At 60.1% G+C, this 15,816-nt stretch carries 15 protein-coding genes; 6 read left to right on the top strand and 9 right to left on the bottom strand.

Annotated elements, in window-relative coordinates; all coding sequences use genetic code 11:
- Position 1: 1 nt before the first annotated feature.
- From PSUM_RS16870 to PSUM_RS16840, 7 genes are all read right to left on the bottom strand, one after another.
- Positions 2-1,612 carry an EAL domain-containing protein gene (locus PSUM_RS16870; RefSeq protein ID WP_020798031.1) on the bottom strand — a complete coding sequence of 537 codons (1,611 nt, stop codon included), beginning with the start codon at positions 1,610-1,612 and terminating at the stop codon, positions 2-4.
- A gap of 75 nt (positions 1,613-1,687) precedes the next feature.
- Positions 1,688-2,467, bottom strand: coding sequence for an N-acetylmuramoyl-L-alanine amidase (locus PSUM_RS16865; protein ID WP_033038845.1), 780 nt, complete (start codon positions 2,465-2,467; stop codon positions 1,688-1,690).
- A 102-nt stretch (positions 2,468-2,569) separates the two neighbouring features.
- Complete coding sequence (locus PSUM_RS16860; protein WP_033038848.1) at positions 2,570-4,561, bottom strand: GGDEF domain-containing protein; 1,992 nt, start codon at positions 4,559-4,561, stop codon at positions 2,570-2,572.
- Positions 4,562-5,437, bottom strand: a complete 876-nt coding sequence (locus PSUM_RS16855; RefSeq protein ID WP_008064696.1) for an endonuclease/exonuclease/phosphatase family protein — start codon at positions 5,435-5,437, stop codon at positions 4,562-4,564. It lies immediately after the preceding gene.
- Between the two features lie 14 nt (positions 5,438-5,451).
- Positions 5,452-6,093 carry a thiol:disulfide interchange protein DsbA/DsbL gene (locus PSUM_RS16850; protein ID WP_020798035.1) on the bottom strand — a complete coding sequence of 214 codons (642 nt, stop codon included), beginning with the start codon at positions 6,091-6,093 and terminating at the stop codon, positions 5,452-5,454.
- A 199-nt stretch (positions 6,094-6,292) separates the two neighbouring features.
- Complete coding sequence (locus PSUM_RS16845) at positions 6,293-6,922, bottom strand: c-type cytochrome (RefSeq protein WP_083349949.1); 630 nt, start codon at positions 6,920-6,922, stop codon at positions 6,293-6,295.
- A gap of 43 nt (positions 6,923-6,965) precedes the next feature.
- The gene (locus PSUM_RS16840; RefSeq protein ID WP_033038856.1) at positions 6,966-7,256 is read right to left on the bottom strand and encodes a c-type cytochrome; all 291 of its coding nucleotides are present in this window, start codon (positions 7,254-7,256) and stop codon (positions 6,966-6,968) included.
- A gap of 191 nt (positions 7,257-7,447) precedes the next feature.
- Here PSUM_RS16840 and yihA point away from each other — a divergent pair, with 191 nt between their 5' ends.
- Positions 7,448-8,092: a ribosome biogenesis GTP-binding protein YihA/YsxC gene (yihA, locus tag PSUM_RS16835; protein WP_083349950.1), complete on the top strand. Its 645-nt coding sequence runs from the start codon at positions 7,448-7,450 to the stop codon at positions 8,090-8,092.
- 333 nt (positions 8,093-8,425) lie between these two features.
- Here the strand turns inward: yihA and polA are convergent, their stop codons facing one another.
- Positions 8,426-11,245, bottom strand: coding sequence for a DNA polymerase I (gene polA / locus PSUM_RS16830; protein WP_083349951.1), 2,820 nt, complete (start codon positions 11,243-11,245; stop codon positions 8,426-8,428).
- 74 nt (positions 11,246-11,319) lie between these two features.
- On the opposite strand from polA, the gene PSUM_RS16825 reads away from it, so the two are divergent.
- Complete coding sequence (locus PSUM_RS16825) at positions 11,320-11,610, top strand: DUF2782 domain-containing protein (RefSeq protein ID WP_020798042.1); 291 nt, start codon at positions 11,320-11,322, stop codon at positions 11,608-11,610.
- 59 nt (positions 11,611-11,669) lie between these two features.
- Positions 11,670-12,620: a homoserine kinase gene (locus PSUM_RS16820; RefSeq protein WP_033038864.1), complete on the top strand. Its 951-nt coding sequence runs from the start codon at positions 11,670-11,672 to the stop codon at positions 12,618-12,620.
- A gap of 123 nt (positions 12,621-12,743) precedes the next feature.
- Here PSUM_RS16820 and PSUM_RS16815 read toward each other — a convergent pair whose 3' ends face one another.
- Positions 12,744-13,664: a zinc ABC transporter substrate-binding protein gene (locus PSUM_RS16815; RefSeq protein ID WP_033038866.1), complete on the bottom strand. Its 921-nt coding sequence runs from the start codon at positions 13,662-13,664 to the stop codon at positions 12,744-12,746.
- A 66-nt stretch (positions 13,665-13,730) separates the two neighbouring features.
- On the opposite strand from PSUM_RS16815, the gene zur reads away from it, so the two are divergent.
- From zur to znuB, 3 genes are read left to right on the top strand one after another with little or no spacing between them, the layout of a single operon-like run.
- Positions 13,731-14,213: a zinc uptake transcriptional repressor Zur gene (zur, locus tag PSUM_RS16810; RefSeq protein ID WP_033038868.1), complete on the top strand. Its 483-nt coding sequence runs from the start codon at positions 13,731-13,733 to the stop codon at positions 14,211-14,213.
- Positions 14,213-14,998, top strand: coding sequence for a zinc ABC transporter ATP-binding protein ZnuC (gene znuC, locus PSUM_RS16805; RefSeq protein WP_020798046.1), 786 nt, complete (start codon positions 14,213-14,215; stop codon positions 14,996-14,998). The genes zur and znuC overlap by 1 nt, the downstream gene beginning before the upstream one ends.
- Complete coding sequence (gene znuB / locus PSUM_RS16800) at positions 14,991-15,779, top strand: zinc ABC transporter permease subunit ZnuB (protein ID WP_020798047.1); 789 nt, start codon at positions 14,991-14,993, stop codon at positions 15,777-15,779. The genes znuC and znuB overlap by 8 nt, the downstream gene beginning before the upstream one ends.
- Positions 15,780-15,816 lie beyond the last annotated feature (37 nt).

Raw genomic sequence — 15,816 nt, 5'->3', positions numbered from 1 at the left:
TTTACGCTTCGTCATCCAGGCGTCGACCGGCCAGTCGGCGGCCTCGGGTTATCAGCTCAATGAACTGCACCGCACTTAATGCATGGGCAAACAGCCAGCCCTGGCCGAATCTCACCCCCTCACTGCTGAGGAGCGCCGCCTGGGCTTCATGCTCGATGCCTTCGGCAATCACCTTCAAATGCAGTGACTGGGCCATGTGAATAATATGCGGCGCAACGCCGCTGCTCGCTGCGTCATGGCCCAGCGCATCGATGAACGCTTTGTCGATTTTCAGGCAATCCACCGGCAGGGTCTGCAGATACGCGAGACTGCAGTAGCCGGTGCCAAAGTCATCGATCAGTACCTGGTGCCCGACATCCCGCAAGGCTTGCAGGTTTTCCCGGGCCACCACCACATCGATCAATCCGCGTTCGGTGACTTCAAAGGCAATCTGCTTGGCCGCGACCCGGTGCAGGGTCAGCAAGCGAGCCATCACTTGGCCGATCCGCGGGATCATGACATCGCAGGCCGCCAGGTTGACCGAGATGTACAACTGCGGGTTGGCCCGCAGCAGTTGCCCCAGTTGCTCAAGCAGGCGTTGCAGGACAAAGTCGGTCATCTGGCGGATTTGCCCGGTGTTCTCTGCCATCGGGATAAACAGGTCGGGACTGGTCAGGGTGCCGTCCGGCCTTCGCCAGCGCAGCAAGGCTTCGGCCCCGACGCAGTTGCGGCTGTCGAGGTCAAAGATCGGCTGATAGAGCACCTGCAACTCACCTCGGCGGATGGCTCCCGTCAGCTCCGCGTCAAGTGACTGGCGCTGGCGCACCAGCAAAAACACCAGGAAACCCACGCAAAGAGCCAATAGCAGACAGGCGGGCAGCAACCACCACCACACGGGCGGTATATGGGTGCCACTGCGCGGGCTGATCAGCACCAGTTGGTATTCCGGGTTGTCGGTGGGCATGCGGTAAATCAAGCGTGTCTGGGTGACTTGCAGCGCATCGCGGGTTTTTGGCGGCCATTGGCTCGGTGGCCAGGCTTGCGAGACGCCCAGTACCGGAATTGCCCGGGTGCCATGGTCAAGTACCACCAGCAGGCTGCTTCCCGGCGAAAGGTCGACCATGTCGGTCAAATGGCCGCGAGATGTCGCAACCCGGAAATTGCCGCGTCCGAGCATCAGCGCGGCACGGTTTTCATCGGGTTCGGTGGTGGTATTCAACCAGTAACTGTAGGTGGGGCCCTTGATGTCCGGTGGGCGTATCAATGACAAACCTTCCTGGCGCGGACGATTGGAACAGATTCGCGAGGCGTCCATGTAGGCTGCCTCATAGACGAAGCGATAATTGAAGGTGACCTGCTGCAAAGTCGCGATCATGTCGTCATCGCAGCTGCGCAACGGCTGGGCTTCCAGGTCGTCAAGGCTTTCGCGCAATTGCCCGAACAGTTGCTCCAGACGAGCAAGAAAACGTTCACCCTGGGCGTTCATTTCCCAGCTTTCGTTTTGCTCAACCTGGTGAATGGCAACGAAGTAACTGCCGGCCATCATCAACGTAGCGCTCAAGACAGCAGCCAGCATCGCCAGAAACCAAGGGCGATAGAACCAGCTGCGAAGTGTCTCTCGAGCAACAGTCATTATGTAATATCCGACGAATTACCAATGAGTTATAGCTGCTATTTGAGAAACGCGCTGACCGTCGGGCGATCGTCATTATTTTGTCTGATTTAAAACCTGAAGCAGCGCGGCCGTTTGTGCATCCGGCGTACCGTCGAAGCGCGACGGTCGGAAATGCATCTGGAAGGCCGCCAGCACGTGGCGGGTGGCGACGTCCAGTTCGCCCGTTTGCGGTGTGTCATAACCGACGCGTGCCAGTTGTGCCTGATACCAGCTGATGCTCGGCAGCTGTGTTTCGAACCGGGTCTGCTGACGGGCTACGGCTTGTTCGTTCGGCCAAATACCCAACCCTTGCTCAGCCAGGCGCTTCCAGGGAAACAAGGGCCCCGGATCCAGCTTGCGCAAGGGGGCGATGTCGCTATGCCCGACAATGCTGCGAGGACTGATTGCGTAGCGCTGGCTAATGTCCTTGAGCAGGACGATCAGGGACTCGATCTGCGCTTCGGAGTAGGGATACCACAGGCGCCCGGTCGGGGTGTCCTTGAAGCCCGGGTTGACGATTTCGATGCCGATGGAACTGGAATTCATCCAGGTCCGGCCTTGCCATTGGCTTTCTCCGGCGTGCCAGGCCCGCAGGTTTTCATCCATCAGCTTGTAGATGGTCGCCTTCTTGTCGTCGCCGATCAGGTAGTGGCTGCTGACTTCGCCATGGGTTAGCAGTTGCAGCGAGCGCTCCTGTGATGCATTGGTGTAGTGGAGCACGACGAACTGAATACGGCTGTCGTGATTGGCCGAAGCATGGCTGGTGTCGTAGCGGGGACCGCTGGCGCAGCCGGCCAGCAGGATCAGCGACACGATGAGAGCAAGATATTTCATGGGGAAGCCAACACGCTAAAGACAGTAATGCAACAGTGTAACGTACTGTCTTGTGCGTGTTGGGCCATCGCAACGATTTGAACAACATGGAGCGATAAGCGCTCAGCCCAGCTCCACCCGGTTGCGCCCGGCATTTTTTGCACGGTACAGCGCCTGATCAGCTCTTTTGAGCACCGCATCGCCATGCTCGCCGGCCCTGAAAGCCGCCAGGCCTATGGAGAGGGTGATGGTCACCGGTTCACCCTTGAAGTGAAAAGGGCAGGCTTCGATAGAGGCGCGCAGGGTTTCCAGGAGTTTCATGCCGTTCGCCGGGACGGTGGATGGCATCAGCAGGACAAATTCCTCGCCGCCAAATCGCGCAATGAAGTCTGTCGGGCGCAGGCGCTTACGCAACACGCTGGCAATGATTTTCAGCACTTTGTCGCCCGCCAGGTGCCCGTAATTATCATTGATGCGCTTGAAGTGATCGAGGTCGAGCATGGCCAGCATCAGGGTGTTGCCGTGTTGCTGCCATTGGCCGATCTCATACTCAAGGCGCTCGCTCCAGGCCGCGCGGTTTGGCAGTCCGGTCAGCGGATCGATCAAGGCTTTCTGGCGTTGCTCTTCGAGGTGCTCGCGAAATCCCTGGGCTTCCTGTTCCATATGGGCAACCCGCTCGGCCAGGCTCTGCAGGCGGGCCGCCACTTCCTGCTCGCGCTCATCGCGCTGCTGGCGGTGCTGGTCCATGGTGCCGAGCAAGACTTCCAGATGGTTTTCCAGCACGTGCTTGAGATCATCCAGATCGGCCGCTTCCTGCACGCTGTTCTGCAAGCCGTCGACCTGTTCGCGAATCTGCGTGTCCATCGCATGTGCGGCGGATCGGCTGTCGGCATGGCCGGCGCTGGCGGCCTGCAAGTTGCTCTGGAACGATTCCAGGCGTTCGTTGAGCCGCTGCAGATAAGCTTCGAATTCGTGTTGGCCACCGTCGGAGATTGCCAGCATCAAAGTCGCCAGATCGTCGAGAATCGGCAGCAACTCGTACCAGTTAAGGCCATTTTTCAGCCGTTCACGCATTGATTCGGCTTGGGGGCGATGACGCTCCGGTACTGTCAGATCCTCGAGCAAGCCCAGCAAGGTATCTTCGATGTGTTTGGCCACCGAGCTATAGGACGGCTCGGGCGAGTCGGGCAGGGCGTAGAGCATGTCTTGCTCGGGCTGCTGCGGATCGATCGCAGCCAGTGCCTGGGCGATGGGCGAGGGCAGCGGCAGGGTATCGAGCAGTACCGCCGGGCTCAATTCGTCGGGATTGACTGCCGTTTCAGCTGGGAGGGTGGGAGTGCCGACAGGTTCGGACAGTCTCACGGGTTGTAGCGATTCGGCTTCGGACATGACTTGCGCAGGCCGGGCCGGCGCTTGCTGTGGCTCCAGGGCTGGCGCGACAGCAATGGGCTGGGTCGTATCTGGCGTTACTTGCAGCACCTGCGGCACGGTGTCTGCAATGACCGGTCGGGTTGCGACCACGGACGCCGGAACGGTTTCGGCCGTCTGCACGATAAGAGCGTGTTCTGCGGGGACGGTCGCCTCTTCGGTGTCACGCTGACCGAACAGCCGCTGCAGCAGTCCCGGTCGTTCCGGCTCTGCCGGACTTTCCAGCTGGCTCAGGGCCTTGCCCTGCAGTCCGCTCAGCTCGCCGAGCAGTAGCGGGATCTCGCGTGCCTGGCTGACGCGACTGTCCAGTTGTTTGGCGAAGTGCTTGAGGGGGCGGCTCACTTCCCGGGGTAGCGGTAATGTTTGCAGCTGCGTGACCAGGGCGGTGAGTGCGGCGCTGGTCTGGTTGACCCGGGTTTCCCGACGCTGCTCGGAGTCGAGTACGGCTTTTTCCAGGCGAGGCAGCAGGGCGGCGAGTCCGGCGTCCATGTCGTCGGTGCGCACGACTTCGCGCATCTCCTTCATGCATTGGTCAACGGCGCGGTCGGTGCCTTCCGCTGCCAGCGTGCTGCGCACTAGTCCCCGGCGCAACAGGTCTAGCCTGGCATCCCAGCGACGTTCGAGCTTTTCCTGTTGTTCGATGCTTTGCAGGTACTTCTCTTTCCAGCGTTGTGCTTCGTCGCTCATTCATGGGATCCGCGGGGGGGCAGGACTCAACGCGGGCAATGCATCGGCCGTGAGCGAACCCGGCAGACGAATCTCTACCGCGACCGGCAGGTGATCGGAAATGGGTTGTGCCAGCACCTCGACCTTTTCAAGGGTCAGGCTCGGGCTCAGTAGAATATGGTCCAGGCAGCGCTGCGGGCGCCAGCTGGGGAACGTCGCTTCCATTTGCGGGGCCAGCAGCCCGAGGTCGCGCAATGGAGAGTGTTGCAGCAGGTCACTGGCGTGGGTGTTCATGTCGCCCATCAGCACCTGGTGCTTGTAACCGCCAATGACTTCGCGAATGTAAGCCAATTGCATGCTGCGGGCTCGTGCGCCCAGTGCCAGGTGCATCATGACCACCACCAGCGCTTCCGGACCTTCGCCGAAGCGCACCAGAATCGCTCCGCGACCCTTCGGCCCTGGCAGTGGATGATCCTCGATCGCCCAAGGCCGCAGGCGACTGAGCACACCGTTGCTGTGCTGGCCGAGGCGTCCGAGATTGCGATTGAGTTGTTGATACCAGTAGGGAAAGGCGCCGAGCTGGGCCAGGTGTTCGACCTGGTTGACGTAGCCTGAACGCAGGCTGCCACCATCGGCTTCTTGAAGGGCGACCAGGTCGAAGTCACCCAGCAGATTGCCGATCTTTTGCAGATTGTCGGCACGCCCGGTGTGCGGCAACAGATGTTGCCAGCCCCGGGTCAGGTAATGCCGATACCGCTCGGTGCTGATACCCACCTGGATATTGAAGCTGAGCAAGCGCAGACGGCTGTCGGCGGGCAGGCCTGTCGATTCCAGGTGATGTTCGTTGACCCGCGGATCATGCAGGCCAACGATGCGTTCGGTTCCCCAGCGGCGCATGGCGGGCGCCTCGCTCAGTTGGCGGCAGCCTTGTTAGCCGCTCGCTCTTGATCGACCAGTTTATCGGCCAGTTGCAGGGCTTGTTCAGCGCCGCCGGCGGAACCTACGTCAAAACGATATTTGCCGTTGACGATCATGGTCGGAACCCCGGTGATTTCATATTTTTTCGCCAGCTCTCGCGCCTTGTTGATCTGGCCCTTGATGGCGAAGGAGTCAAACGTGGCGAGGAACTTGTCCTTGTCGACGCCCTGGGTAGCCAGGAAGTCCGCCATATCGTTCTTGTCGGTCAGCTTCTTGTGTTCTTTCTGGATGGCTTCGAACACTGCAGCATGGACCTTGTGCTCGACGCCCATGGCTTCGAGGGTCAGGAACATCTGGCCGTGTGCATCCCATGGGCCGCCGAACATGGCCGGAATACGTACGAAATTCACGTCCGAAGGCAGTTTTTCAACCCATGGGTTGATCACGGGTTCAAAGGCGTAGCAGTGCGGGCAACCGTACCAGAACAGCTCCACCACTTCGATCTTGCCGGGCACGGCGACCGGCACCGGGTTGCTCAGCTCGACATAAGGTGCAGCGGGGGCTTCAGCGGCTTGGGCAGTCATGCCGAACAGGCTGGCAGCGGCAAAAACGGCGCTGATGATCAGATTACGCATGCTTTACTCCTGGACAATTTTTTCGCCTCGCGAGACCTGATTTCAGACAGGTCATGGCGGGCTTGAGTTCTGTAGTGTAACGGCAGCGGCCACAAAAAAGGGCGGCCAAAGCCACCCTTTTTATACTTGCTGTGACGGATTAATCGAGCGTTAACGCTGCAAGGGTTCTATGCCTTGCGCAACGCCCGATCCATCGGTCTTAGTGCAGGCCCTGGATATAGCTGGACACTGCGGCGATGTCTTCGTCGCTCAGCTTTTTGGCAATGCTCTGCATCGGTTTGGTATCGCCGTCGTTATTGCGACCGCCTTCTTCCTTGCGGAAGTCAGTCAGTTGCTTGGCGACATATTGAGCGTGCTGGCCACCCAGGTGCGGGAAGCCGGCGGCCGCGTTGCCCGCGCCATTCGGCGAGTGGCAGCCGGTGCACGATGGCAGGCCCTTGGCCAGGTCACCGCCACGGAACAGTGCTTCACCGCGAGCCACGATTTTCGGGTCGGCGGCACCGACGCTGCCCTTCTGGCTGGCGAAGTAGGCGGCGATGTCCGCCAGATCCTGGTCGCTCAGGTTGGTCAGCAGGCCGGTCATTTCCAGGACGGTGCGCTTGCCCGACTTGATGTCGTGCAACTGCTTGGTCAGGTAGCGTTCACCCTGGCCTGCCAGTTTTGGAAAGTTAGGCGCCATGCTGTTGCCATCCGGGCCATGACAGGCACCACATACGGCGGCTTTTGCCTGGCCTGCGGCGGCGTCACCAGGTTTGACTGGCTCACCTGCAGCATGGGCAATGCCGGAGATCCCCACGGTCAACAGCAGACTCACGATCAATTTGTTCATCAGCTAATCCAACTACGGCTAAGGGTTAAGTTATGGACCGGGTTTACTCGCTCATCCAGCGGATGATGGCTTGGTAATCCTCGGCACTGCAGTCCATGCACAAACCACGCGGCGGCATCGCCTTGAAACCCTGGGTCACGTGTTGCACCAGCGTCTCCATACCTTTCGCCAACCTCGGCTTCCAAGCTTCCTGATCGCCCTTGCGGGGCGCCATGGGTAGTTGGCCGGAATGACAGGCACCACAAACACGGTTGTACACAGTTTCCGGATCCTGTGTAGCCTGAGCGCTGTAAAGCGGCATCAAGACTCCGGTAACTAGCAGCCATTTCGTCATAAAACGACCTTTTCAGGGTTGAGAGCGATCTGCGTTCTAGTGCGCAATCAAGGTCTGTCGCTCTCGTGAACTTCATCCTGCATCGGGACAAAGCGCACACAAAATCTGCGGCATTATATACTGGCGTCACTGAAACGGAAGCGACACTGCTTGCCGCGCCCATTCCTGGCGCCGCCCACATCGGAAATCCCATGCAACTCAAGAATCCCATCCTCGGTCTGTGCCAACAGTCCACCTTCATGCTCAGCGCCGCCAAAGTCGACCAATGTCCGGATGACGAGGGCTTTGAAGTCGCCTTCGCCGGGCGTTCCAACGCCGGCAAGTCCAGTGCCCTGAACACCCTGACGCATGCCAGCCTGGCGCGCACCTCGAAAACACCGGGGCGCACGCAACTGTTGAACTTCTTCAAGCTAGACGATGAACGCCGTCTGGTCGACCTGCCGGGCTACGGTTATGCAAAAGTACCGATCCCGCTCAAGCAACACTGGCAGCGTCACCTGGAAGCTTACCTGGGCGGTCGTGAGAGCTTGAAAGGTCTGATCCTGATGATGGACATCCGCCACCCGATGACCGACTTCGACCTGTTGATGCTCGATTGGGCCGTCGCAGCCGGCATGCCGATGCACATTTTGCTGACCAAGGCGGACAAGCTGACCTACGGCGCGGCCAAGAACACATTGCTCAAGGTGCAATCGGAAATTCGCAAGGGTTGGGGCGACAGCGTGACGATCCAGTTGTTTTCGGCACCCAAGCGCATGGGCCTGGAAGACGCCTACACTGTATTGGCAAACTGGATGGAACTGCCGGACAAAGGCGCTGACGAAGTAACTGGATAAGCGTGAAAAAACTGTCTCAGGAGCGGTCAGGCCAGCGTGGCGTGACCGCATCAGGCAGTTTTCAGGCAAAAAAAACCCCGGACTTCTATGGGGAGGGGGAAGTTCCGGGGTTCAAGTTCTAGACCGCTAGGGCGGGGTCCAGATATCTGCCAACACTTAACACAACATAGGAGCATCGAAGGGCTTCACCAGCCATTCAGTAAATCTGAGTGGCCTTGGCGAGATTAGTTCAGTTTATTTTCAGAAGCTTTGGAATAAACCCAATCGCTTTTTGGACTAAGCAGCGCAGACGGGGGGGGCTGCCGCGGCATCATGCCGCAGCAGCGTTTGTACTCAGTGCGCCTCATCCCAGTTATTGCCTACCCCGACTTCCACCAGCAATGGCACATCCAGTTTCGCCGCACCGCTCATGTGCAAGCGAATCTCGTTGCTGACTTGATCGACAAGGTCCTCACGCACTTCAAGTACCAATTCATCGTGGACCTGCAGGATGACCTTGGCATCCAGGCCGGAGGAGGTCAGCCATCCATCCACGGCCACCATGGCTTTCTTGATGATGTCGGCTGCCGTGCCTTGCATCGGCGCGTTGATGGCCGTGCGTTCGGCTGCTGCACGCTCCTGCGGCTTGTTGGAATTGATCTCCGGCAAGTACAGCCGTCGCCCGAAGAACGTTTCCACGTAGCCTTGATCCGCGGCCTGCACGCGGGTGCGATCCATGTATTCGCGCACACCGGGATAACGGGCGAAGTAGGTGTCGATGTACGCCTTGGCGGTCTTGGTATCAACGCCGATGTCCTTGCCGAGTTTTTGCGCACCCATGCCATAGATCAGGCCGAAGTTGATCGCCTTGGCGCTGCGACGCTGGTCGGAGGTGACCTGGTCCAGTTCGACCTTGAACACTTCGGCAGCGGTGGCGGTGTGCACGTCCAGGTTATTGCGGAAGGCATTCATCAGGCCTTCATCGCGAGACAGGTGCGCCATGATCCGCAGTTCAATCTGCGAATAGTCGGCAGCCAGCAGCTTGTAGCCGGTCGGGGCGACAAAGGCCTGGCGGATACGCCGGCCTTCCGCGGTGCGCACCGGGATGTTCTGCAGATTCGGGTCGCTGGATGAGAGACGCCCGGTGGACGCCACGGCCTGGTGATAGGAGGTGTGGATGCGCCCGGTGCGTGGATTGATCTGTTCCGGCAGACGGTCGGTGTAGGTGCTTTTGAGCTTGCTCATGGAGCGGTATTCCATCAGCACCTTGGGCAGTCGATAGTCGTCCTCGGCCAGCTTGGCCAGCACTTCTTCGGCGGTCGATGGTTGGCCCTTGGCGGTCTTTTTCAGCACCGGCAACCCGAGTTTCTCGTAAAGGATGACGCCGAGCTGCTTGGGTGAGCCCAGGTTGAATTCCTCTCCGGCAATCTCGAAGGCTTCACGCTCCAGCGCCACCATCTTATCGCCCAGTTCGATGCTCTGCACGCCCAGCAGGGCGGCATCTACGAATGCGCCTTGGCGTTCGATACGTGCGAGCACAGGCACCAGGGGCATTTCGATGTTCGTAAGCACGCTGGCCAGGGTCGGGATGGCGGACAGCTTGTCGAACAAGGCCTGGTGCAGGCGCAGGGTGATGTCCGCGTCCTCGGCGGCGTAAGGCCCGGCCTGCTCCAGCGCAATTTGATCGAACGTCAGTTGCTTGACGCCTTTGCCGGCAATGTCCTGGAAACTCACGGTGGTGTGATCCAGGTATTTCAGCGCCAGGCTGTCCATGTCATGGCGGGTGGCTGTGGAATTGAGCACATAGGATTCGAGCATGGTGTCGAAAGCGACGCCGCGCACGGTGATGCCGTTGGCCTGATCGCCACCGATGGCGCAGTTGGCGAGAATGTTCATGTCGAACTTGGCGTGCTGGCCGACCTTGAGTTTGTTCGGGTCTTCCAGGATCGGCTTGAGGGCGCGCAGGACGGTGTCGCGATCCAGTTGCTCGGGTACGCCGATGTACGAGTGGGTCAACGGGATGTAGGCCGCTTCGTTGGCTTGCACCGCAAAAGACAGGCCCACCAGTTGTGCCTGCTGTGCGTCGATGCCGGTGGTTTCGGTGTCGAAGGCGAACAGCTTGGCGTTTTTCAGTTTATCCAGCCAAACGTCGAATCGCGCTTGATCGAGGACGGTTTCATAGCGGGTTTCTGACGTTGTCGCCGGCACTTCAGCTTCAGCTCCGGCTTCGGCGGCACTGAACAGGTCGACTATCGGAGCAGGCTCAGAGGCAGCACCGCTCAATTCAAGACGCTTGGCGTCCCGATCAAGATCGTTCAGCCAGCTTTTGAATTCCAGCAGGGTGTAGAGCTCGTAGAGCTTGGCCGGATCTTCCGGGCCCATCTGCAAGTCGTCGAGGCCAATGTCCAGCGGCACATCGACCTTGATGGTCGCCAATTGGTAGGAGAGGAACGCCATCTCCCTGTGCTCTTCGAGTTTGGCCGGCAGGGTCTTGGCGCCGCGGATCGGCAGGGTTGGGACGATGTCGAGCTGCGCGTAGAGCTCGGTCAAGCCACCATTCACACCCACCAGCAGGCCGGAAGCGGTCTTTGGACCGATGCCCGGAACGCCTGGGATGTTGTCGGACGAATCACCCATGAGTGCCAGATAATCGATGATCTGCTCGGGAGCGACGCCGAATTTCTCCTTCACGCCCTCTACGTCCATGCTGCTACCGGTCATGGTATTGACCAAGGTAATGTGGCCGTCGACCAACTGCGCCATGTCCTTGTCCCCGGTGGAGATGATCACCGGGCGATCGGCCGCCGCGCTGCTGCGGGCCAGCGTGCCGATCACGTCATCGGCCTCGACGCCTTCTACGCACAGCAGCGGGAAGCCCAGGGCGATCACGCTTTGATGCAGGGGCTCGATCTGCACGCGCATGTCGTCGGGCATGCTCGGCCGGTTGGCCTTGTATTCGGCGTACATGTCATCGCGAAATGTCCCGCCCTTGGCATCGAATACCACGGCGAAGGGACTGTCCGGGTACTGCTTGCGCAGACTCTTGAGCATGTTCAGCACGCCCTTGACCGCGCCGGTGGGCAGGCCTTTGGACGTGGTCAGCGGTGGCAACGCGTGAAAGGCGCGGTACAGGTAAGAAGAACCGTCCACCAGGACGAGGGGGGCTTGGCTCATGAGCAGGATCAACCTTTTCGGCGGGTCTGGCGCTAGAATAGCGGGACCGTTGACGACAAAGGGACAAGGTTATCATGCGCACACTAAATCGCCTGTTGCTGGCTGGCTTGTTTGCAATTACACCGTTGGCCGTCATGGCGGCGGACGATGCGCCATCGCCAGATCCGGAAGTGACCATTCGCACGGAAGGCGACAAGGTCATTCAGGAGTACCGCCAAAACGGTTTCCTGTATGCGATCAAGGTCACGCCGAAGGGCGCACCGCCGTATTTTTTGGTGCGCGCGGATGGGACCGATGCAAACTTCATCCGCTCGGATCAGCCGGATATGCTGATACCGTCGTGGAAGATCTTCGAGTGGAAGTAGTTTCTTAATTTCAATCGGCGTTGGCTCAAGGGCGGCGCCTCCTACTGGCAGTTTTAATCATGTCTGTGTTTACCCCCCTGGCTCGGCCCGAGCTGGAAGCTTTTCTCGCCCCTTATGGCCTAGGCCGCCTGCTTGATTTCCAGGGGATTGCCGCCGGTAGCGAAAACACCAATTTCTTTATTAGCCTGGAGCAGGGCGAATTCGTCCTGACCCTGGTCGAGCGCGGCCCGGTCCAGGAGATGCCGTTCTTCATCGAATTGCTCGACGTGCTGCACGAAGCTGACCTGCCGGTACCTTACGCGCTGCGCACTACCGACGGCGTCGCGTTGCGCGAGCTGGCCGGCAAGCCTGCGCTGCTGCAACCGCGCCTGGCCGGCAAGCACATCAAGCAAGCCAACGCACAGCATTGCGCGCAAGTAGGCGAGTTGCTTGCTCACCTGCACCTGGCGACCCAGGCCAAGATGATCAAGCGCAAGACCGATCGTGGCCTGGACTGGATGCTGGAAGAGGGCACGCAATTTCTCTCGCACCTCAATGCCGGGCAGAAAGCTTTGCTGGAGCGGGCGCTTGAAGAAATCACACAGCAGAAAGAGAAAATTCTGGCGTTGCCACGCGCCAATATCCACGCCGACCTGTTCCGCGATAATGCGATGTTCGAAGGCACGCACCTGACCGGTCTGATCGATTTCTACAACGCCTGCTCGGGGCCGATGCTCTACGACGTGGCGATCGCCTTGAACGACTGGTGTTCGGACGATGACGGCTTGATCGACGGCCCACGGGCGCGGGCGTTGCTGGGGGCTTATGCCGCGTTGCGTCCATTCACCGCGGCCGAGGCCGAGCTGTGGCCGACCATGTTGCGGGTGGCGTGCGTGCGTTTCTGGTTGTCGCGCTTGATCGCGGCGGAGTCGTTTGCCGGGCAGGACGTGTTGATTCACGATCCGATGGAGTTTGAGCTGCGGCTAGCCCAGCGGCAGACGGTCAATACGCCGCTGCCTTTCGCCCTGTAGGAGCGAGCATGTCGAATCGTCGCACCGTCGCGATGGTGGTTAACGATGACGCGGGGTGCCTGACACCCCGCGATGCTGGGGATTTCTTCGCGAGCATGCTCGCTCCTACAGAGAGCTGGGTTGTTACAACGACTCCAGGCACCCCGCCAAATCATTCCCCAACTTCTCCAAAATCTGCTCATACCCCTGGGCGGTCGCCGGCGTATACCCGCCCAACGCATCCAGCTCCGCAAGTTTCACCGGGAGCCCGGCCACCAGGGTTTCCGCCAGGCGCGGGCGTAGCGGTGGTTCGCTGAATACACAGGTCTTGCCGACTTCCTGCAGCCGCGCACGCATCGCCGCCACATGCTGGGCACCGGGCTGCACTTCGGCGGCGACACTGAACACACCGGCGTGCTTCAGGCCGTAGGCGTCTTCGAAGTAGTCGAACGCTTCGTGGAACACGAAGTAAGGCTTGCCTTCAATACCAGCCAGACGTTTCTTCAGACGAAGGTCCAGGGCGTCGAGACGCTCACCGAAAGCCTTCAGGTTGCTTTGGTAACGCGCTGCATTGACCGGGTCGGCAGCGCTCAGGTCCTCAGTCATTTTCGCCGCAATAACCCGGGCATTGACCGGCGCCAACCATAAATGCGCATCCAGGCTGCCCGGACGGTGATCGTGGTCATGTTCGTCTGCTTCTTCAGCGTGGGAGTGGTTGTCCTCAGCGAAATGTCGCAGTTTCAGGCCAGGAAGGTCCTGCACCGCAACGCTCGGCAGCGTACGACCATTGAGCACCCGAGGCATGAAACCTTCCATGTCCGGCCCGATCCAGTACAGCAGATCCACCGATTGCACCTTCCGTACGTCGGATGGGCGCAAGGCATAGTTATGCGGCGAGGCGCCGGGTGGCAACAAGACTTCCGGGATCGCCACGCCGTCCTGTACGGCAGCGGCGATCAGCTGTAGCGGCTTGATGCTGGTGAGGACCTTGACTTCGGCTTGCGCTGAGCCGATCAGCAGAAAACTTGTGAAAATTGCGACAAAGATGGAAAAAAGTCGGGACACGATGACCACTCGAAGAGGCGAGAACGGGTAACATAATAACGTCTCTCACAATACTCGTCGCCGCTCATGCCTAAAACACCGATAGCCAGCCGTCCTCACGACCACTCTCATTGCGTTCACAGCGCACTGTCTGAGGCCGACGCCCTGTGCGCGCGCCAGGGTTTGCGCCTGACCGCGTTGCGTCGGCGGGTGCTGGAACTGGTGTGGCAAAGCCATAAGCCACTGGGGGCCTATGACATTCTTGCGGTCCTCAGTGAGCAGGACGGGCGCCGGGCCGCACCCCCAACGGTTTACCGCGCTCTGGATTTCCTGCTGGAAAACGGCCTGGTACACCGTATCTCCTCGCTCAACGCCTTCATCGGCTGTAATCACCCGACGCACGCCCACCAGGGTCAGTTCCTGATCTGCCGTGAATGCCACGCCGCCATCGAACTCGAACAGAAGTCCATCAGCGACGCGATCATCGCCAGTGCCAGGGACGTCGGGTTTGTCGTCGAAGGCCAGACCGTTGAAGTGATCGGTCTCTGTTCGGGCTGCCAGGGGGCTTGATGAGCAACGCGCTGATCCGCCTCGAGCAGGTTGCCGTCACGTTTGCCGGGCAACCGGTGCTGGATAACATCGAACTGAGCGTCGAGCCGGGGCAGATTGTGACCCTGATCGGCCCCAATGGCGCCGGCAAGACCACACTGGTGCGCGCCGTGCTCGGTCTGCTGAAGCCCGACAGTGGCAGCGTCTGGCGCAAGCCGAAACTGCGGGTCGGCTACATGCCGCAAAAGCTGCATGTCGACCCGACCCTGCCGCTCTCGGTGCTGCGCTTCTTGCGCTTGGTGCCGGGTGTGGACCGCGCGATGGCGTTGGCCGCGCTCAAGGAAGTCGGCGCCGAGCAGGTGATCGACAGCCCCGTGCAAAGTGTTTCCGGCGGTGAGATGCAACGTGTCCTGTTGGCCCGGGCCTTGTTGCGTGAGCCTGAGCTGCTGGTGCTCGACGAACCGGTACAAGGCGTCGACGTGGCCGGCCAAGCTGAACTCTATAGCCTGATCACCCGCCTGCGAGATCGTCACGGCTGCGGTGTGTTGATGGTTTCCCACGATTTGCACCTGGTGATGAGCACCACCGACCAGGTAGTTTGCCTGAATCGCCATGTCTGCTGCTCCGGCCACCCCGAGCAGGTCAGCGGCGATCCGGCATTTGTCGAGCTTTTCGGAAAAAACGCGCAAAGCCTGGCGATTTATCACCACCACCACGACCACGCCCACGATCTGCACGGCTCGGTGGTCAAGGCGCCCACATCGGGTCATACCCATGTTCACGGAGATAGCTGCAAGCATGGCTGATTTTCTGCTCTACGCCCTGCTTGCAGGATTGGCTCTGGCAGTTGTGGCGGGCCCGTTGGGCTCCTTCGTGGTCTGGCGGCGCATGGCTTATTTCGGCGATACCCTGTCCCACGCGGCATTGCTGGGCGTGGCGCTGGGCTTTTTGCTGGATGTCAGCCCGACAGTGGCCGTCACCGTCGGCTGCTTGCTGTTGGCGGTATTGCTGGTGACCTTGCAACAGCGCCAGCCGTTGGCCTCCGACACGCTTTTGGGAATTCTCGCACCCAGCACCCTCTCTTTGGGCCTGGTGGTACTAAGCTTCATGCACGAAGTGCGGATCGACCTGATGGCCTATCTGTTCGGTGACTTGCTGGCGATCAGCCCGACCGATCTGGCATGGATCCTCGGGGGTAGCGCTGCGGTGCTGGCGTTGTTGGTGACATTGTGGCGGCCATTGCTGGCAATCACGGTGCACGAAGAGTTGGCGAGGGTCGAAGGGCTGCCGGTGGCGGGATTGCGCCTGGCGCTGATGCTGTTGATCGCCGTAGTGATTGCCGTGGCGATGAAAATCGTCGGTGTGTTGCTGATCACATCGTTGTTGATCATTCCGGCCGCCGCGGCACAACGTCACGCCCGCTCACCGGAGCAGATGGCACTGGGCGCCAGCCTGCTGGGCGTGCTCGCCGTGTGTGGCGGGTTGGCGTTGTCCTGGTTCAAGGACACCCCGGCGGGCCCGTCGATTGTAGTGGCGGCCGCCGCGCTGTTTCTGCTGAGTTTTGTTCTGCCCCGTCGAGGGGTGTAGACTTGCTCGTTTTTTGCGCAAATAGAGAGTCGCAGGA

The organism is Pseudomonas umsongensis (assembly GCF_002236105.1).
Taxonomy (GTDB): Bacteria; Pseudomonadota; Gammaproteobacteria; order Pseudomonadales; family Pseudomonadaceae; genus Aquipseudomonas; species Aquipseudomonas umsongensis.
The sequence above is the reverse complement of the archived record's forward strand: the minus strand, read 5'-3'. Positions and strand labels throughout refer to the sequence as shown.